This is a genomic window from Mesorhizobium sp. LSHC420B00 (genome assembly GCF_000503055.1).
In the GTDB taxonomy this organism is placed as follows: Bacteria; Pseudomonadota; Alphaproteobacteria; order Rhizobiales; family Rhizobiaceae; genus Mesorhizobium.
Window position 1 is genome coordinate 40171 of the sequence record NZ_AYVY01000032.1, and the last position, 17162, is coordinate 57332.

Annotated in this window: 16 protein-coding genes and 1 pseudogene; 11 read left to right on the forward strand and 6 right to left on the reverse strand. The window is 63.2% G+C overall.

Going from position 1 to position 17162, the window contains the following annotated elements; translation table 11 throughout:
• Positions 1–51: 51 nt before the first annotated feature.
• The 3 genes from phnD to phnE (X760_RS68240) are packed head-to-tail and all read left to right on the forward strand — an operon-like array spanning position 52 to position 3339.
• Positions 52–960, forward strand: a complete 909-nt coding sequence (gene phnD, locus X760_RS68230) for a phosphonate ABC transporter substrate-binding protein (protein ID WP_023721976.1) — start codon at positions 52–54, stop codon at positions 958–960.
• Between the two features lie 52 nt (positions 961–1012).
• Positions 1013–1969, forward strand: coding sequence for a phosphonate ABC transporter, permease protein PhnE (gene phnE, locus X760_RS68235; protein WP_031194926.1), 957 nt, complete (start codon positions 1013–1015; stop codon positions 1967–1969).
• Positions 1970–1971: 2 nt separating this feature from the next.
• Complete coding sequence (phnE, locus tag X760_RS68240; protein ID WP_023721978.1) at positions 1972–3339, forward strand: phosphonate ABC transporter, permease protein PhnE; 1368 nt, start codon at positions 1972–1974, stop codon at positions 3337–3339.
• A 242-nt stretch (positions 3340–3581) separates the two neighbouring features.
• Here phnE (X760_RS68240) and X760_RS68245 read toward each other — a convergent pair whose 3' ends face one another.
• The 3 genes from X760_RS68245 to X760_RS68255 form a co-directional block, all read right to left on the reverse strand.
• Complete coding sequence (locus tag X760_RS68245) at positions 3582–4433, reverse strand: sugar phosphate isomerase/epimerase (protein WP_023721979.1); 852 nt, start codon at positions 4431–4433, stop codon at positions 3582–3584.
• A gap of 223 nt (positions 4434–4656) precedes the next feature.
• Positions 4657–5844 carry a Gfo/Idh/MocA family oxidoreductase gene (locus tag X760_RS68250; protein ID WP_023721980.1) on the reverse strand — a complete coding sequence of 396 codons (1188 nt, stop codon included), beginning with the start codon at positions 5842–5844 and terminating at the stop codon, positions 4657–4659.
• 154 nt (positions 5845–5998) lie between these two features.
• Positions 5999–7054 carry a sugar phosphate isomerase/epimerase gene (locus tag X760_RS68255; RefSeq protein ID WP_031194931.1) on the reverse strand — a complete coding sequence of 352 codons (1056 nt, stop codon included), beginning with the start codon at positions 7052–7054 and terminating at the stop codon, positions 5999–6001.
• 393 nt (positions 7055–7447) lie between these two features.
• Here X760_RS68255 and X760_RS68260 point away from each other — a divergent pair, with 393 nt between their 5' ends.
• From X760_RS68260 to X760_RS68280, 5 genes are read left to right on the forward strand one after another with little or no spacing between them, the layout of a single operon-like run.
• The gene (locus X760_RS68260; protein WP_023721982.1) at positions 7448–8335 is read left to right on the forward strand and encodes a sugar phosphate isomerase/epimerase; all 888 of its coding nucleotides are present in this window, start codon (positions 7448–7450) and stop codon (positions 8333–8335) included.
• Positions 8336–8390: 55 nt separating this feature from the next.
• Complete coding sequence (locus X760_RS68265) at positions 8391–9560, forward strand: mandelate racemase/muconate lactonizing enzyme family protein (RefSeq protein ID WP_031194933.1); 1170 nt, start codon at positions 8391–8393, stop codon at positions 9558–9560.
• Between the two features lies 1 nt (position 9561).
• The gene (locus X760_RS68270; protein WP_023721984.1) at positions 9562–10278 is read left to right on the forward strand and encodes a FadR/GntR family transcriptional regulator; all 717 of its coding nucleotides are present in this window, start codon (positions 9562–9564) and stop codon (positions 10276–10278) included.
• 1 nt (position 10279) lies between these two features.
• On the forward strand, positions 10280–11260 hold the full coding sequence (locus tag X760_RS68275) for a hydroxyacid dehydrogenase (protein WP_031194935.1): 981 nt from the start codon (positions 10280–10282) through the stop codon (positions 11258–11260).
• Positions 11261–11309: 49 nt separating this feature from the next.
• Entirely contained in the window at positions 11310–11693 is a 384-nt protein-coding gene (locus X760_RS68280; RefSeq protein ID WP_023721986.1) for a hypothetical protein, read from the forward strand.
• A gap of 14 nt (positions 11694–11707) precedes the next feature.
• On the opposite strand, the gene X760_RS68285 is transcribed toward X760_RS68280, so the two are convergent.
• Positions 11708–13003 carry an amidase gene (locus X760_RS68285; protein ID WP_031194937.1) on the reverse strand — a complete coding sequence of 432 codons (1296 nt, stop codon included), beginning with the start codon at positions 13001–13003 and terminating at the stop codon, positions 11708–11710.
• A 119-nt stretch (positions 13004–13122) separates the two neighbouring features.
• On the opposite strand from X760_RS68285, the gene X760_RS68290 reads away from it, so the two are divergent.
• Positions 13123–13470: a GFA family protein gene (locus X760_RS68290; protein ID WP_023721988.1), complete on the forward strand. Its 348-nt coding sequence runs from the start codon at positions 13123–13125 to the stop codon at positions 13468–13470.
• Here X760_RS68290 and X760_RS68295 read toward each other — a convergent pair.
• Positions 13467–14680, reverse strand: a pseudogene (locus X760_RS68295) (MFS transporter). The gene X760_RS68290 and the pseudogene X760_RS68295 overlap by 4 nt on opposite strands.
• Positions 14681–14771: 91 nt before the next feature.
• On the opposite strand from X760_RS68295, the gene X760_RS68300 reads away from it, so the two are divergent.
• Positions 14772–15752 carry an AraC family transcriptional regulator gene (locus X760_RS68300; protein ID WP_023721991.1) on the forward strand — a complete coding sequence of 327 codons (981 nt, stop codon included), beginning with the start codon at positions 14772–14774 and terminating at the stop codon, positions 15750–15752.
• A 12-nt stretch (positions 15753–15764) separates the two neighbouring features.
• Here the strand turns inward: X760_RS68300 and X760_RS68305 are convergent, their stop codons facing one another.
• On the reverse strand, positions 15765–16046 hold the full coding sequence (locus X760_RS68305) for a hypothetical protein (RefSeq protein ID WP_023721992.1): 282 nt from the start codon (positions 16044–16046) through the stop codon (positions 15765–15767).
• 426 nt (positions 16047–16472) lie between these two features.
• On the opposite strand from X760_RS68305, the gene X760_RS68310 reads away from it, so the two are divergent.
• A partial coding sequence (locus X760_RS68310; protein WP_023721993.1) for an IS110 family transposase occupies positions 16473–17162 on the forward strand: 690 nt, incomplete at its 3' end.

Consider the following 17162-nt stretch of genomic DNA (forward strand, 5'->3'; position numbering starts at 1 on the left):
TCAAAATTCGATCGCAACCGGCGCGAGGCCGGATCAAAGGAGAGAGACCCAATGTTCAGGAAGATGGTTTTTGGCGCGGTTTCATTGCTCGCCATCGCGGCCAGTGCCGCTCACGCCCAGGATATCAAGGAATTCCGCATCGGTATCCTTGGCGGTGAAAATGAAGCGGACCGGCTGCGCAATTTTCAGTGCCTCGCCGATCACCTGACGTCCGAATTCGGCTTCGAGAAGGTCTCGCTGTTCCCGGCCGCCGACTACGACGGCGTCATCCAGGGCCTGCTCGGCGGCACGCTCGATTTCGCCGAGCTTGGTGCGTCGGGCTATGCCAGCGTCTACCTCAAGGATCCGAACGCGGTGACCCCGATCCTCACCACCCAGCAGACCGACGGTGCGACCGGTTATTATTCGATAGGCCTGGCGCTGAAGTCGTCCGGCATCACCGACATCAAATCGGCCAAGGGCAAGAAGCTCGGTTATGCCGACCCGGATTCGACGTCGGGCTATCTGATCCCGCTGACCCAGATCCCGAAGGACACCGGCGCTTCGAACGAAACCTTCTTCGCCTCGACCCAGTTCAATGGCGGCCACGAGAACAACCTTCTCGCCGTCCGCGACGGCAAGGTCGACGTGGCGGTTGACGACTCCTCGGGCATCGGCGACTTCAAGAACGGTTACACGTCCGGCACCTTCCACAAGGAAGTCGCCAAGGGCGCCGTCGACCCCAACGACTTCGTCGAAGTCTGGCGCTCCGGCCTGATCCCGAATGGCCCGCTGGTCGTGCGCACCGCGCTCGGCGGCGATATGAGCGCCAAGCTCGCCAACTTCTTCACCAGCTTGCCGGCCAAGGACAAGCCTTGCTTCGAAGCCATCGAAGGCGGCGATTTCACTGGCTACGTTCCAGTGAAGCCGGACTTCTACAGCGTCATCGTCGAAGCCCGCAAAGCCGCGATCGGCGGGTGAATGCAATTGAAAAGGGCGGCCTTACCAGCGCCGCCCTTTTTGCATGCCGATCATGACCATCTCAGCCACGATCCGTTCAGACGCGACCCGGCGGACGGCCGACACCTGGCGACGCCAGACGTCCTTGCGCCGGTTCTACACCGCGCTCGGCATCGGCTTGCTGCTTGTTGCCATGTGCACAGCCATGTGGTTCGCCGACGAGGCCAATGCCGGACATTTCTTCGATCGGCTGCCGCACATACTGGATTTCCTTAGCTGGCTTGTTCCCAAGGACTGGAATGACGTCTGGCGCGCGCTGTTCGACATCGCATCGCCGCACGACAAAGGCAGCCAGGAGTTCAACTTCCCGCTTGGCCGCGTCTATCTCTGGCGCGGCTTTTATCTACCCGAATATTTCGAGCTGATGCTCACCACGCTCAACGTGGCGCTGGTTTCCACTTTCATCGGCTTCGTCTTTGCGGTGCCCTTCTCCTTCATCGCGGCGCGCAACTTGACGCCCAGTCCGGTGCTCAGGCTCGTCGTCAAGCGCTTCATGGAACTGCTTCGCGCCTTCCCGGAGATCGTCATTGCCGGCCTGTTCGCAGCCATCCTCTCGACCGGCCCGGTCGCAGCCATCATCGCCATCGGCCTGCATTCGATCGGCGCCCTCGGCAAGCTCTTCTACGAGATCAACGAAAACATCGACATGCGCGCCGAAGAAGGCCTGCGCGCCGTCGGCGCCAACTGGTTCGAGCGCATGCGCTTCGCTGCCCTGCCGCAGGTGCTGCCCAATTTCACGTCCTACACGCTGCTCAGGATCGAGATCAATGTCCGCATCTCGACCATCATCGGCGCGGTCGGGGGTGGTGGCATCGGCGAGGAGCTGAAGCTCTCCATCTCGCGCGGCTTCGGCGCCAAGACGCTGGCTCTGGTGCTGCTGTTGTTCACCACCATCTTCCTCGTCGATCAGTTCTCTGCCTGGCTTCGCCGCAAGCTCGTCGGCGAGCAGGCTTTCATGATGGGCGCCTGAGCATGGCCGCAATGACCGCCGATGAGATGCAGTCGATCGAGGAGCGCTTCCCCCATGTGTTCCGGCGGCCCCTGTACAAACGCTTCGGCCCGCTGGTCCTGTTCGCCGGCATCCTGCTCTACCTCGTCTACACCTTGTGGTTCTTCAGCCTGCCGCAAGTTCTGAGGGAATCCCACTGGGAGCGCCTGCCGCTCTTTCTGACGCAATGGATCAGCTACGATCTGCAGCCGGAATTCCGTCTCGATCAGCCTCAGATCACGCCCAAATACCCGCGTTTTTCCGCGCTCGGCGAAGATCCTCATCCCGACTGGGTCATCACCAGTGCGAACGGCTCCTACACCATTCTGATCGACGGCCGGGCCAAATCGGTTACCTTCGACAAGACCGAGGCGATGCTGGTCGCCAATGGCCAGACGGTGCCGGTGTCCTTGGCCAGCGGCAAGCCGGTGATATCCGGCCTGGTGCCGGACTGGATCACCGCACACGACGACGAAATCGTCGCCAGGATGGGCTTTGCCGGCGAGGTCCGCATAACCGTCGATCGCGTCAAGGTCCGCAAGCGCTTCCTCGGCTGGGCGAATTTCGTCTTCGACACACGCTCGCCCTTCTTCGGCAAGTCGCCCGGCGAGGTGGTCTCGTTGCTGATGTCCGGACCCCAGCTCAAGCCGGGCACATCTAACATCACGCTGGCCGCCGACAACATCTGGTACAACGCCCAGTGGCAGCATGGCGATGTCTGGACGAAGCTGTTCCAGACCATCGTCATGGCATTTCTCGGCACCTTGCTCGGCGGCATCGTCGCCTTCCCGCTCGCCTTCTTTGCCGCCCGCAACATCACCCCGAGCGGCGTGATCAGTCAGGTGCTCAAGCGCTTCTTCGATTTCATGCGTTCGGTCGACATGCTGATCTGGGCGCTGTTCTTCACCCGCGCCTTCGGCCCGGGCCCGCTTGCCGGCAGCGCCGCGATCTTCTTCACCGAGATCGGCACGCTCGGCAAAGTCTATTCGGAAGGCCTCGAGAACATCGACGACAAGCCGCGCGAGGGCATCCAGTCGACCGGCGCCAACGGCTTGCTGGTGCAGCGCTATGGCGTGCTGCCGGAAGTGATTCCGGTCTTCATCAGCCAGACGCTCTACCAGTGGGAATCCAACACCAGGGGCGCAACGATCATCGGCGCCGTCGGTGCCGGTGGCATCGGCCTGAAGCTCTGGGAGGCGATGCGCACCAACTCCAACTGGGCCAACGTCTTCTACATGGTGCTCTTGGTCCTGCTCGTCGTTTTCATCTTCGACAACATTTCCAATTTCCTGCGCCGCCGCCTGAGCAGGACGATCCACGACTACAACAGGATCCAGGCCGAGCAGGGGTAATGAACCTGACGTCGTGATCGGCAGTTGCTAACCGCGCCTCGTCATCCTAGGGCGGAGCAAGGAGCGAAGCGACGCGGCGTAGACCCTAGGATCCATGCCGTGACGTTGGCCATGAAACGCAGCGGCTCAGAATGGCCGCAAGACAACCCGCCGTCGTCGGACTCAAAGGTCGCGGCATGGATCCTCGGGTCTCCGCGTCCGCTTCGCTCCCGCTCCGCCCGTGGATGACGAAGGGAGGGGCTTTACGCCGCCTTCTTCCAGCCGCTCCTGATGTGCCTGTAGCCGTCGCGGTAAACAGCTTCCGGGCCTTCGGAAAAGTCGCGCCACACCTTGGTGGCCGCGGCCAGATCCTTCAGCGAGCGGCCGAACGCCTCGATCGTCAGCCAATCGTCGTAGCCGCTCTTACGGATGGCGGAGAAAGTCTCCTCCCAGGGAATATGGCCACGGCCCGGCACGCCGCGGTCGTTCTCCGAAATGTGGATATGGACGACGTTCTTGCGGTTGCGTGTATAGGCGCCGATCGGGTCGGCTTCTTCGATGTTGGCATGGAAGGTGTCGTACATCGCCTTGATGTGCGGCCGGTCGATCGCGTCGATATGCTCCGACAAATCGTCCATCGTGTTGAGCAGATAGCATTCGAAGCGGTTGAGCGCCTCCAGCCCGATGGTGACGCTCTTGTTGCCGGCATGGTCGCCAATAGCGCGTTGCGAAGCGATCGAACGTTTTTTCTCGGCCGCCGTCGGCCCGCTGCCCGAGAAGGCCCCGAGCGTCGAATGCAACGGGCCGCTCAACGTGTCTGCGCCAAGCGCCTGCGCGCAGTCGATCGCCCATTTCATGTAGTCGATACCGGCCTTGCGCGTCGAGGCATCCGGCGAGATCAGGTTCATCGCCGGATCGCCCATGGCCGAGACGGCGGTGCGTTGCAGCCCGATTCGGTCGAGCAGATCACCGAGCTTCTTGTAGCCGTCCGGCGCGCCGGAGAAGACCGGTATTTCGACGCCGTCGAAGCCGGTCGTCTTGATGTCTCTCAACAGCGGCTCGTGTTTTTTCGACACGGCCGTCGTCCACAACAGCATGCACATGCCGATCTTCATCGACGCCCCTCCCCTTTGACGGCCGGCTGGCTCCTCCGCCGACTTCGCTATAAGCCCCTCATCCGGCCGCTTCGCGGCCACCTTCTCCCCGCTGGGGAGAAGAGTCAGACGCAGCGCTGGCGATCTCCTCTCCCCTGGGGGAGAAGTCGGATTGCCCCGAATTGCCCTTGCAATTCGGCTGGCAATCCGAGTGAGGGGGGACACCCTTAACCGGGCGCAGCGATTAGAGTTTCGTCCACGCCCCGTTCTTCTTCGACGACTTCACGCAGGCTTCGATGAAGGCCATGCCTTCGACGCCGTCTTGCACGGTTGGGAAGACGACATCCTTAGCCGGCTTGCCGCCCGTCCGGCGCGCCGCACGAATAGCCCGCGCGGCTTCCTGGTAGATGTTGGCGAAACCTTCGAGATAGCCTTCCGGATGCCCTGGCGGGACGCGGCTGACGCGCCCCGCGACGGGGAGCGCGCCGGCGCCATTTCGGGTAATCAACTGCTTCGGCTCGCCGAACGGCGTGTACCAGAGATAGTTCGGGTCGGCCTGCACCCATTCGAGCCCGCCCTTCGAGCCGTAGATACGCAATTTCAGCCCGTTCTCGTGGCCGGGCGCCACCTGGCTGGCCCAGACCATGCCCTTGGCCGGGTGCGACCCGCCGACCGGCTTGAAGCGCAGCAGCACATTGATGTTGTCGTCGAGCAGCCTCCCCGGCACGAAGGCATCGAGATCGGCCGACAACGAATCGAGCTCCAGCCCGGAGACGAAACGGGCAAGGTTGTAGGCATGGGTGCCGATATCACCCAGCGCACCGCCCGCACCCGCCTGCTTGGGGTCTGAGCGCCACGCAGCCTGCTTCTGGCCGGTGGCGGCCAGGTCCTCGGTCAGCCAGTCCTGCGGATATTCCGACTGCACGATGCGGATATCGCCGAGCTGCCCCTTGGCCACCATCTCGCGTGCCTGCCGCACCATCGGATAGGCGGTGTAGTTATGCGTCAGCACGAACACTTTGCCGGTCTTTTCGACCAGCGCCGCCAGCTTCTTTGCCTCGGCCAGCGTCGTCGCCAGCGGCTTGTCGCAGATGACGTGGATGCCGGCCTCGAGAAAAGCCTTGGCAGCCGGCACGTGCACATTGTTCGGCGTGACGATGGCGACCACCTCGATGCCGTCCGGCCGCTTGGCCTCCGCCTTGGCCATCTCGGCATAGGAGCCGTAGCTGCGTGCCGGATCGAGCCCAAGCTCGGCCGCCGAGGCCTTGGCGCGCTCCGGATTCGATGACAGCGCGCCGGCGACCAGCACGAACTCGTTGTCCATGCGCGCCGCGATGCGGTGCACCGCGCCGATAAAGGCGCCTTGTCCGCCGCCAACCATGCCGTAGCGGATCGGACCGCCCCCGGTTTCCGCCTTCGATGCGCCGACCATGATTTTCTCCCTCGTTGTCTGAGATACCCCTCCCCCTTGAGGGAGGGTGGCCCGAAGGGCCGGGAGGGTCGGTCAATGCCGAGCTCAACCCAGCGACCCCACCCCGATCCGCTGCGCGGATCGACCCTCCCCTCAAGGGGGAGGGAAAGCTGTGTTAGATCCCCATCATCCCGCGCAGCACCTTTTTGTCGGTCGTGCCGCCGGCGAAATCGTCGAATGCCTTTTCCGTAACCCTGATGATATGATGCTGGATGAAGGGAGCGCCCTCGGCAGCACCATCCTCCGGGTGCTTCAGGCAGCATTCCCATTCCAGCACCGCCCATGAATCATAGTTGTATTGGGTAAGCTTGGAGAAGATGCCGCCGAAATCCACCTGTCCGTCGCCGAGCGAGCGGAACCGCCCGGCACGGTTGGTCCAGCTCTGGTAGCCCGAATAGACGCCTTGCCGCCCGGTCGGATTGAACTCGGCATCCTTGACGTGGAACGCCTTGATCCGCTCGTGGTAGATGTCGATGAATTCGAGATAATCGAGCTGCTGCAGCAGGAAGTGCGACGGGTCGTAGTTGATGTTGCAGCGCTTGTGGCCGCCGACCGCATCGAGGAACATCTCGAATGTCGCGCCGTCGAACACGTCCTCGCCCGGATGGATTTCGTAGCCGACATCGACGCCGTTCTCGTCATAGACGTCGAGGATCGGCTTCCAGCGCTTGCCGAGTTCGGCAAATGCTTCCTCGATCAATCCCGCCGGCCGCTGCGGCCACGGGTAGAGGTAAGGGAAGGCCAACGCCCCGCAAAACGACACCGACGCCTTGAGCCCGAGATTCTTCGACGCCTTGGCGCCGAACTTCATCTGCTCGACCGCCCATTGCTGCCTGGCTTTTGGATTGTTGTGCACCGCAGGTGGAGCGAAGCCGTCGAATTGTGCGTCGTAGGCCGGATGCACCGCCACCAGCTGACCCTGCAGATGCGTCGACAGTTCAGTGATCTCGACGCCGGCATCGGCGCAGATGCCCTTCACCTCGTCGCAATAGGCCTTCGACGACGCTGCCTTCTCGAGATCGAACAGCCGGGCGTCCCATGTCGGGATCTGCACGCCCTTGTAGCCCAGACCGGCCGCCCATTTGGTGATCGAGGCCAGCGAGTTGAACGGAGCGGCGTCGCCCGCAAACTGCGCCAGGAACAGACCAGGCCCCTTCATCGTCGTCGGCATCGGCATCTCCCTATGTTTCGCGACCAAGCATAGCGCCGATTGAAAACAGGGCCAGCCTCTTTGGTCTCTTTGCACAGCGCGCTCGGCGCCGCTATTCTGGTATTACCAAATGCGGAAATCTGGTCAAGCCATTTGACGCGCGGCCGCAGTCCTGCAACCATGCCGAGCTGCCCAACATAATTCAACGTAATCAATGCTGTAAGCAAGAGACGGCGCTTGATGGTAGCACTTCTTGCCGTCCAGATGAAATTACTGTAGACCTCCCATCAAGCCCAATTGGTCGAACCAGTTTGCCAAAAAATGCTGGGAGGCCTTGGGGAGGAATCATGCAGCGCACTTCGGCAGAGTGCGTCGCAGGCGAACTGGTACAGGCGATTCTGGGAAGGATAGACCATGCATCTTTCGACGCACAATTGGATGCGGGCGGAGCCGCTGGAAACGACGCTCAAGCGCATCAAGAAATTCGGCTATGAGTCGATCGAGATTTCCGGCGAACCCGAACAGTACAAGACCAAGGAAACACGCGCGCTGCTGAACGAGTACGGCATCCGTTGCTGGGGAGCGGTGACGCTGATGCTGGGCGAGCGCAATCTCGCCGCCAAGGACCAGGGCCAGCGCGAGCGCTCGGTGCAATATGTCAAGGACGTGCTGACCATGGTCAGCGAGCTCGACGGCGAGATCATCACGCTGGTTCCCGCCACCGTCGGCAAGGTCGTGCCGGACGGCACCGAGGAAGAGGAATGGAAATGGGTGGTCGACGCCACCCGGGAATGCTTCACCCACGCCAAGAAGGTCGGCGTCAAGATCGCGGTCGAGCCGCTCAACCGCTTCGAAACCTACCTGTTCAACCGCGGCGCCCAGGCACTGGCCCTTGCCGATGCGGTCAGCCCCGAATGCGGCGTCTGCCTCGACGCCTACCACATCCACATGGAAGAATTTAACGTCTATGACGCCATCCGGCAGGTCGGCAAGCGCCTGTACGACTTCCATGTCGCCGACAACAACCGCTTCGCTGCCGGCCTCGGGCAGATCGACTGGCCGAAGATTGTCGGCACGCTGAAGGAGATCGGCTATGACGGCGCGCTGACCAATGAATTCGTCGCCCCAGTCGACCGCACGCCGGCAGCCCCCTATCCCGACATGGTCGAACGCAATCCGGTCGACATCTCGCCAGAGCAGCTGAAATTCATTCAGGACCACGGCTCCAGCGTGCTCACGGAAAAATTCTACACTGACCAGATGCGCATCAATGCGGAAACGCTGCTGCCGCTGATCAAGTAGCCAAGCCGTTTGGAAAGAGCCCTTCCGCCTCACCGCGGCCGGGCCGAGGATGAACATGCGCATCAAGACGGTCCAAGCCTGGTGGGTTCGCATACCGATCGAAGCCGCGAAGCAGCACCGCAGCGACTTCGGTCAGGTGGCGACGTTCGACGCCGCCATCCTGCGCATCGAAACCGACGACGGGCTTGTCGGCTGGGGCGAAGGCAAGAACGCCGCCGGCAGCGCCGGCAGCTACGGCGCCCTTGTCCATTTGCTGAACCATGAGGTCGGGCCGCAGCTGGTCGGCCTCGACCCGGCCGACATCGGCGTCATCTGGGAGATGCTCTACAATGGCGCGCGTCACGACAGCGCCGCCCGCGCCGGCCACGCCATGCCGCAATTGGCACGACGCGGCATGAGCATCGCCGCTATCAGCGCCGTCGACATCGCATTGTGGGACATTCTCGGCAAATCGCTCGGCGTTCCGGTCTGGCGGCTGCTCGGCGGCCGCAAGCTGGACCGCATGCCGGCCTATGCTTCCGGCGGCTGGGCAACTGCGGAAGCCATCGGCGACCAGCTGCAGTCCTACATCGCCAAGGGCGGCTTCAAGGCGCTGAAGATGCGCGTCGGCGCCATGGACGGCGCCCCGCACGTCTCCGCCGCCCGCGTCCGCGCCGCAAGACAGGCGCTCGGTCCCGATATCGACCTGATGGTCGACGCGCACGGCACCTACACGGTGGCCGAAGCCAAGCGCTTCATCCATCTCGCCGGCGACCTCGATCTCGCCTGGTTCGAGGAGCCGGTGATCGCCGACGACAAGCCCGGCATGGCCGAGGTGCGCGCCTGCGGCTCGATCCCGATCGCCACCGGCGAAAGCGAGGCGACCCGCTATGCCTTCCGCGACCTCGCTGTGCTCAAATCCGCCGATATCTTCCAGCCGGATCCGGCCTTTTGCGGCGGCATCAGCGAGGCGATGAAGATCGGAACCATCGCCAGCGCCTTCAATCTGCGCTTTGCGCCGCATCTTTGGGCGGGTGCGCCCTGCTTTTTTGCCGGGCTGCATGTCTGCGCCGCTTCGCCGGCGAGCTTCACCGTCGAATATTCACTCGGCGCCAACCCGATGATCCACGATCTGATCGAAGAGACTGTCGAAGCAAAGGACGGTATGGTAGCGATCCCTGATAGACCCGGGCTGGGATTCACTATTTCGGAGCGGTTCCTGGAGGCGCACGCGCAACACGGCTGACATGAAAGAAAAGAACCTTCTCGCGGAACTCGCCGCCTACCTGTTCTCCCATTCGGACAAGGAGACGGGCCGCACGCCGTCGGAGCGCGAACTGGCAGAGCATTTCAGCGTCAGCCGCGGTCAGATCCGCGAGGCGCTGGCCATTCTCGAGGCCATGCGCATCGTCGAACGACGGGCGAAGTCCGGCATCTACATCGATACAAAGCAGGCGAGCGTCGAGGCTATGGCGCTGTTCGCCCGCGCCGGCCTGCCGCTCGATCCTGTCCAGATCTACGACACGGTCGAGTTGCGGAAGATCCACGAGATCAAGGCCGCCGAACTTGCCTGTTCCCGCGCCACCGAGGAGAATTTCGAGCGGCTGCGCGAGATCCTGAAGGCCTCAGAGGATCGCATAGCGGCCGGCGAAGGCCTTGCCAGGGAAGACCGCGAGTTCCACCTCGAGATCGTGCGGGCGACCAAGAACAGTGTGTTCCACAATGTCTGCAGCGTCTACTACATGATGGGCGAGATGCGCCTGCCGATCTATTTCAACGATCCCGAACGCAGCGTGCGCTCGCATGCCGAGCACATCCAGATCTACGAGGCGCTGCTGCGCCGCGACGGCAACCTCGCCCAGGCGCTGATGAGCGCTCATCTGCAAGGCGCCGAAAGCTATTGGAAGGGGCTGATCGAGGGGCGTGAGGCGGAACCGCAAAGCCCAGCGCTCGAAAAGGCCTGAAATGCCCAAGATCCTGTCGACACACAGACTGCACCCCCGTGCCTCTTCCATGCTGACAGGGGCCGGCGAACTCGTCGTTGCTTCCGCCCTCGACGCGCACACGCTGGCCGCCGAGGCAAGGGACGCCGATGTCATCATCGTTCGCGCTCCTTTGCCTGCGGCGCTTTTCGAAGGCGCGACCAGGCTCAGGGCCGCGATCCGCCACGGCGCCGGGCTGGACATGGTACCGATGGAAGCGGCCAACGCGGCGGGCGTGCTGGTGGCGAACGTTCCGGGAGTGAACGCGCGCTCGGTCGCCGAATATGTGATGTTCGCGGCACTGGCGCTGCTTCGGCGCTTTCGTGTGTTGGACCGCGACTTGCGGGCGAAGGGCTGGCTGGCCGGCCGCGAACACACCGTCATGGCCAATGAGCTTGCCGGCAAGACGATCGGCATTGTCGGCTTCGGCGCAATTGGCCAGGCGGTCGGCCACATCGCCGCCCATGGTTTCGATCTGAATGTGGTGGCAACGACGCGCAGCATGCGGCCGGCGCCGGACAGCGTCGGCTTCTTGTCGATCGATGCGCTCATCGAGCAGAGCGACATCATCGTTCTGTGCTGCCCGCTGACGCCCGAAACGCGGGGGCTGATCAGCCGGGAACGTATCGACCGGATGAAGCCGGATGCGCTGCTGATCAATGTTTCGCGCGGGCCGGTGATCGACGACGACGCGCTGATCGAGGCCCTGCAGAAGGGCCGCATCGGCGGCGCCGCGCTTGACGTTTTTGCGACACAACCGCTGCCGCCCAACCATCCCTACTTCGGCTTTGACAACGTCATCGTCACCCCGCACATGGCCGGGATCACCGAACAGTCGATGATGCGCATGGGCGTCGGCGCGGCTGGCGAAGCCTTGCTGGTGCTGGCCAACAGATTGCCGGTTAATCTGCGCAATCCCGAAGTGGTCGAGCACTACCGGCGGCGGTTCCCTGCCGATTTCTAAGCAAAGGCTACGCCTCAATTTTCCCGAATTCGCCAGCGACGTTGCCGGTATGGGAAACACCACAAAATTCCTGCTGACCGCCAGTGTCTGCATGGCGGCGGCGCATGCCTTGGCCAACGGACAGGGCAGCTACGTGTTCTGCGACAACGGCTTGCGCTGCGTGATGGCACCCTGTCCATCGAACAGCGCGCTCGACCTCGACACCGGCAAGTTCGTCAAAGGCGTTTCGATCGACATCGATCGCCTGCCGCAGCAAGACAAGGGCCTCGATCTTTCGGACAAGCTCTATGCCGGCAAGGTCGTTGTTGTCGGCTCGATCGAGAACCGCACCCGGACCTTCAACGGCAAGCGATACACCCTGCCTTGGCTGGTTGCCACCAGCATCGAGCGCACCGCCAAGGACAACGAGCGCGGCCACTGCTCGTCGCGCTGACACGCGCTATCGGATCAATTTGCAAGCAGTGCCTCGACCGCAGCGGCGATCCGCAGCAGGTGGTGGTCATGGCCATTGCGCGCCACCAGCATCAGCCCGGCCGGATGCGACATTCCCGGCATCGGCAGCGAGATGGCTGAAAGATCGAACTGGTTGGCGACCTGCGTGTTGCGCAGCAGAAGGCCTTCCGTCCTGTCGCACAGGGCCTCGTCGCCGGTCATCGAGACGATCGTCGGCGCAGTCATCGGCGTGGTCGGCAGGGCCAGCACGTCGACCGACGCCAGCCGGTCATCCATCGCGGCGGCAAGTGCTGCGCGACGGCGCATTGCTCTGATATAGACCGGGGCCGGAATGGCGGCGGCGCGCGACAATGGCCCGCTTACCCGCGGGTCGACCGGCATCGTCGCTCCCGTCGCCAGCCAGTCGGCATGGATCTCCGCCCCTTCCATTGCCGCGATCGAGGCGCGTTTGGTTGCCGCGCGCAGATCGACAAGCAGGTCGTCGATCGACAACTCCACAAGCCGTGCGCCGCTAAGCTCCATCTTGCGAAGACACCGGTCGAACGTCGTCGCGACCTCTTCCTCCGTATCATCGAACAGCACGCCGCGCGGAATACCGATGCGCAGGCCGTCCAGCGGAAGCGGCAACAGTGCCGCCAGGTTTTCGCCCGCCATCACTGCGTCGGCCGCCGCACATTCGGCGACGGTGCGGGCCAGCGGACCGATCGAGTCCAGCGTGGCCGACAGCGGAAACGCACCCGCGAGCGGCACGCGCCGCGCCGTCGGCTTGAAACCGACGACGCCATTCAACGATGCCGGAATGCGCACCGATCCGCCGGTATCGGAACCGATGGAGATTTCGCTGGTGCCTTCGCCGACCGAAACCGCGGCGCCTGAGGACGAGCCGCCCGGAATACGGCGGGCATCACTTGCATTGCCGGGCGTGCCGTAATGTGGGTTGACGCCGATCGCGGTGAAGGCGAACTCGGTCATGTTGGTCTTGCCGAGGATGACCGCACCGGCCTGGCGCAACCGTTCCACGACAATGGCATCCCGCAACGCCGGCGCTGCCGTGGCGAGCAGCAGCGAGCCCGCCGTCGTCGGCTCGCCGGCGACATCGAACAGATCCTTGATCGAGACGATAGCCCCATCGAGCGGCCCGAGCGTGACGCCGGCTTTTCGCCGCGCATCGGCGGCGTCGGCCGCCGCCCGTGCTGCTTCAGGATAGAGCTTTGCGAAAACGCTCTCATCGCCCACGCGAGCAGCAAGACGCGAAACAATTGCTTCGAGGCGATCACGGGCTGATTGCATTTTCGGTGTCGGACTCCGCACGCTTGCAACGTCTTAATGTAGCAGCCACAAACTGGCCGCAGGAGACATAGCCCGGCACGGTCAGGTTTGCACCTGTCGAACCGAAGGAGGAAGGCCCGATGCTCTACGAAGGCAGCTGCCACTGCGGCAAGGTCGCGTTCGAGGTCGAAGGCGAGCTGACCGGAGCCGTACGGTGCAATTGCTCGATCTGCTCGCGCAAGGGTGCACTGCTATGGGCAGTGCCGCATGAGAGCATGCGGGTGCTTGCCTGGGGCGATGATCTCGGCCGCTACAGCTTCGGCAACCATGTCATCGCCCACCGCTTCTGCCGCAGCTGCGGCATTCACCCCTTCGCCGAGGATGTCGGCGAAGGGAGCGGGCGAAGTGCCTATGTCAACATTCATTGCATCGAGGCGTTGGACGTCGCCGCCGTGCCGGTCTTCGACTTCGACGGCCGTTCCGTTTAGGAATTGGGGTCGTCGATCGGCTTGGGGCCAAGGAAGAACGCCGCCAATGCCGCAAGCAACGTCGCCGCCGCGCAATAGGCGAAGGCGCTGGCAACGCCGGTATTGTCGACCAGCAGGCCGCCGAAGACGGCGCCCAACGCGATGGCGACCTGGAACGTCATGACCATCAGCCCGCCGGCGCTTTCCGCCTGATCGGGGGCGGCTCGCACCAGCCAGGTCTGCAGCCCGACTGGGACGGCGCCGAAGGCAAAGCCCCAGCTGGCCACCGCTATTGCAGCCACGACGGGTGAGCCTCCGACCACCAGCAGCAGGAGCGCCGAAAACGCGATCAGCAGAGGCGCCAGGCTGACGGCTGCCTTGAGGCTGCGTTCCGCCATGAAGCCGCCGGCAAAATTGCCGAAGAAGCCACCAATGCCGTAGGCGAGCAGCACAAGCGAGATCGTCTCGATGTCCAGCGCGGGCACCTTCTCGAGAAACGGGCGGACATAGGTGAAGCCGGCAAAGTGTCCCGAGGCGACCAGCAGCACCACCAGCAGTGCCACCCTGATCATCGGCCGCTTCATCACCTCCAGCAGCGTGCGAAAACCTGCCGTACCTGCCGGCGGCAGCTTCGGAATGGTAGCCACCTGCACGAGCAGCGCTAGCGCGCCGACCACGGCGGCGATCATGAAGGCCGTCCGCCATCCCCAGATGTCGCCGACATAGGCGCCGACCGGAGCCGCACAGACCGTCGCCACCGAAACGCCGGTGAGGATGATCGACATGGCGCGCGGCATCAGCCGCATCGGAACGAGCCGCATCGCCATGGCTGCTGACATCGACCAGAAGCCACCGAGACTAATGCCAAGCATGATACGGGCGATCAGAAGAACGGGAAGCGACGACGCAAACGCGGCTACCAGATTTGACAGCACAAGCAGCACCGTCAGCGCCCACATGACCAGCCTGCGGTCCAGCCGCTTGGTGACAATGGCCATTGTCGGCGCCGCAATCGCGCCAATGACGGCGGTGGCCGTTACCGCCTGCCCTGCGGCGCCTTCGGTGATGCCGAGATNTCAGACGTGTGCTCTTCCGATCTAAATTCCGCGGTCACCAGGCCGAAGACTCCGAGCGCCAAGGAGACCACCGCCCCCCATGCGGGCTCGGATCGTTCGCCGGTTTCCGTCAGGTCGAGAACGGCGTCCATGACGCCTGTCGCGGGTTCGGTCATGAGGGATCTCCGATCTGGTTGCAGCGCAGCATCTGGCTGCAGTGCAACATAGGGAGTGACTGTCCGGAGTTTCCATGCTAGAAACACCATTATGCTTGACCGTTCGTCCAAAATCCCTGTCACCGGTGATCCGCTGACAGACATATTGCGCGGATTGCGCCTCGAAGGCGTCGATTACGGCCGTTGCGAGATGAAGGAACCCTGGGGCATCCATTTTCCGGCTCAGGCGGCGGCACGGTTTCATTTCATCGGTCGCAAAGGCTGCTGGTTGCTGCAGCCGTCCGGCGAATGGGTCGAGCTCAAGGCGGGCGACGCGGTGTTGTTGCCGCGCGGTTCAGCCCACACGCTGGCGAGCGAGCCGGGTATCGAGGCGGCGCCGATCCACGGCTATGAGGTCGAGGAGATCTGCAAGGGTGTCTATTGCATGTCGAACGACGGCGTGCCCGGCTGCCGTCCGGGCACCTTGCTGTTTTTCGGCAGCATGTATTTCAATCTCGATGGCTTGCACCCCTTGCTCGGCATGATGCCGGACGTGATGCGCGCGCATGAGTTGGAAGCCTATGAGCCAGGTATCCCGCATTTGCTGGAGGCGATGGCCCGCGAGGTGACGATGGAGCGCGTCGGCTCCGGCGGCATCCTGGCGCGGCTGGCCGATGTGCTCGCCGCGACCGTCATCCGCTCATGGGTCGAGCGCGGCTGCGGCGACTCTTCCGGATGGATCGCGGCGGTGAGGGACCGCGAGATCGGCCGGGTGCTGGCCGCGATCCATCTGGAACCGAGCCGCGACTGGACGGTGGACGCTCTGGCGAAGATGATGGGCGCCTCGCGATCAGGTTTCGCCGAGCGCTTCGCAACCATTGTCGGCGAAACACCGGCAAAGTACGTCACGCAGGTACGGATGCACCAGGCGCGGCAATGGCTGGTCCGCGACCGGCTCAAGATTTCCGTCGTCGCGGCGCGCCTCGGCTACGAATCCGACGCCTCCTTCAGCCGCGCCTTCAAGCGGGTAATCGGATCGCCGCCCAGCCATTTCCGGGCCGAGGAACAGGCGGAGATCCGCCAGGCCGGCTAAACGTTGGCCGGGTTATTGCTCGGTGATGCAGGCCGAGCCGGCGCTGCTCTTGCAATATTTGCCGGAAGCCCCGCATCTGCCATCCGAGACTTCGACAACGGTGCCGCTCAACAACAGCTTGCAGTCACTGGTGGACAGATTGACCGTGCCGTTGAGATCCTTGATCTTCTTGGCGTCGACCTTCGCGCCGGCGACAACTTTCTTGGCTGCCTGCGCCTCGCCCAGATGTGCGGCCGACAATCCCATACCGGCGACAAGCAGGATCGCAGCAAAACTGCGGAACAGATTTCCCATAGCCAACCCTCCATTTTGGACCTCCAAATTGGGCTCAAAGCCCGTTTGGGACCAAAGGATCAGCCTATTCGACAAATCGGAGCATCCGCATCCCCCGTACGGGGGATGACGGGAAGACTCGAGCATTTCGCAGCCAAGTGGAATCACACGGCGTCGCACAAATGCGACTAAAACAGATAGATAGAGCGGGATGCACGGTCAATTTGAACGCATCCCGCTTGTCTTATGATTTTCCGTCGTTTCGAGGCCAAAGTGGGTTGCCGCCTGCGGGCCTTCACCACCCGCAGGCGGNCGGGAGGGGTGGGATCGATGAACCGTCGGTCGTGATGGACCGAGCTAGAGTATGATCGCCCCTCTCTTTTCCATGAGGCCTGAACGGATAGCCGGGCATAACGGCCCGGATGACAAGCACGGGACACGGAAAAGATGACCGCAATCATAGCACGAACGCTCGGAATCGACATCTCGAAAGATCGCCTCGACGTCCATCTCCTGCCGGAAGGGACGGAGCGGCAATTCGCCAATGACGCAAACGGCCTGCGCGAGCTGCTGCGCTGGCTGGCTCCGCTTGCCCCCAACCGCATTGTCTACGAAGCGACGGGCGCCTACCACCGGCTGCTCGAGCGCACGTTGGGTGCCAAGGGCCTGCCGCTGGTCAAGATGAACCCGCAGCACACGCGCGCTTTCGCGAAGGCCGCCGGCCGACTGTCCAAGACCGATCGCATCGACGCCGCCATGCTCGCCCGCTTCGGCGAACTGATGACGCCGCAAATCCGACCAATCCGCAGCGACACCCTTGATACGCTTTGCGAACTCGTCGCAGCGCGCCGCGCATTGGTCAAGGACCGTACCGCCGCCCAGAACAGGCAGAAGAACCTGACCATCCCGCTTTTGAAGCGCCAGGCCGAGCAGCGGCTCAGGCAAATCACCACCNATCCCAGGCCTTGGCGAAGTCACAGCCTTCGCCATCATCGCCGACATGCCGGAGTTGGGAACCCTTGCCAACAAACAGGTCGCAAGCCTCGCCGGCCTCGCACCGGTCGATCGCCAGTCGGGGCAGTGGAAGGGCAAGTGCTTCATCCGGGGAGGAAGATCGTCGGTCAGGCAGGCGCTCTA

Excerpts from the sequence above, each read along its gene's own strand:
- X760_RS68305 (WP_023721992.1), bottom strand. The coding sequence starts at position 16,046 with ATGGGAAATCTGTTCCGCAGTTTTGCTGCGATCCTGCTTGTCGCCGGT.
- phnE (WP_031194926.1), top strand. The coding sequence starts at position 1,013 with ATGACCATCTCAGCCACGATCCGTTCAGACGCGACCCGGCGGACGGCC.
- X760_RS68290 (WP_023721988.1), top strand. The coding sequence starts at position 13,123 with ATGCTCTACGAAGGCAGCTGCCACTGCGGCAAGGTCGCGTTCGAGGTC.
- X760_RS68250 (WP_023721980.1), bottom strand. The coding sequence starts at position 5,844 with ATGGTCGGCGCATCGAAGGCGGAAACCGGGGGCGGTCCGATCCGCTAC.
- X760_RS68265 (WP_031194933.1), top strand. The coding sequence starts at position 8,391 with ATGCGCATCAAGACGGTCCAAGCCTGGTGGGTTCGCATACCGATCGAA.
- phnE (WP_023721978.1), top strand. The coding sequence starts at position 1,972 with ATGGCCGCAATGACCGCCGATGAGATGCAGTCGATCGAGGAGCGCTTC.
- X760_RS68300 (WP_023721991.1), top strand. The coding sequence starts at position 14,772 with ATGCTTGACCGTTCGTCCAAAATCCCTGTCACCGGTGATCCGCTGACA.
- X760_RS68270 (WP_023721984.1), top strand. The coding sequence starts at position 9,562 with ATGAAAGAAAAGAACCTTCTCGCGGAACTCGCCGCCTACCTGTTCTCC.
- X760_RS68280 (WP_023721986.1), top strand. The coding sequence starts at position 11,310 with ATGGGAAACACCACAAAATTCCTGCTGACCGCCAGTGTCTGCATGGCG.
- X760_RS68285 (WP_031194937.1), bottom strand. The coding sequence starts at position 13,003 with ATGCAATCAGCCCGTGATCGCCTCGAAGCAATTGTTTCGCGTCTTGCT.
- X760_RS68245 (WP_023721979.1), bottom strand. The coding sequence starts at position 4,433 with ATGAAGATCGGCATGTGCATGCTGTTGTGGACGACGGCCGTGTCGAAA.
- X760_RS68260 (WP_023721982.1), top strand. The coding sequence starts at position 7,448 with ATGCATCTTTCGACGCACAATTGGATGCGGGCGGAGCCGCTGGAAACG.
- X760_RS68255 (WP_031194931.1), bottom strand. The coding sequence starts at position 7,054 with ATGCCGACGACGATGAAGGGGCCTGGTCTGTTCCTGGCGCAGTTTGCG.
- phnD (WP_023721976.1), top strand. The coding sequence starts at position 52 with ATGTTCAGGAAGATGGTTTTTGGCGCGGTTTCATTGCTCGCCATCGCG.
- X760_RS68275 (WP_031194935.1), top strand. The coding sequence starts at position 10,280 with ATGCCCAAGATCCTGTCGACACACAGACTGCACCCCCGTGCCTCTTCC.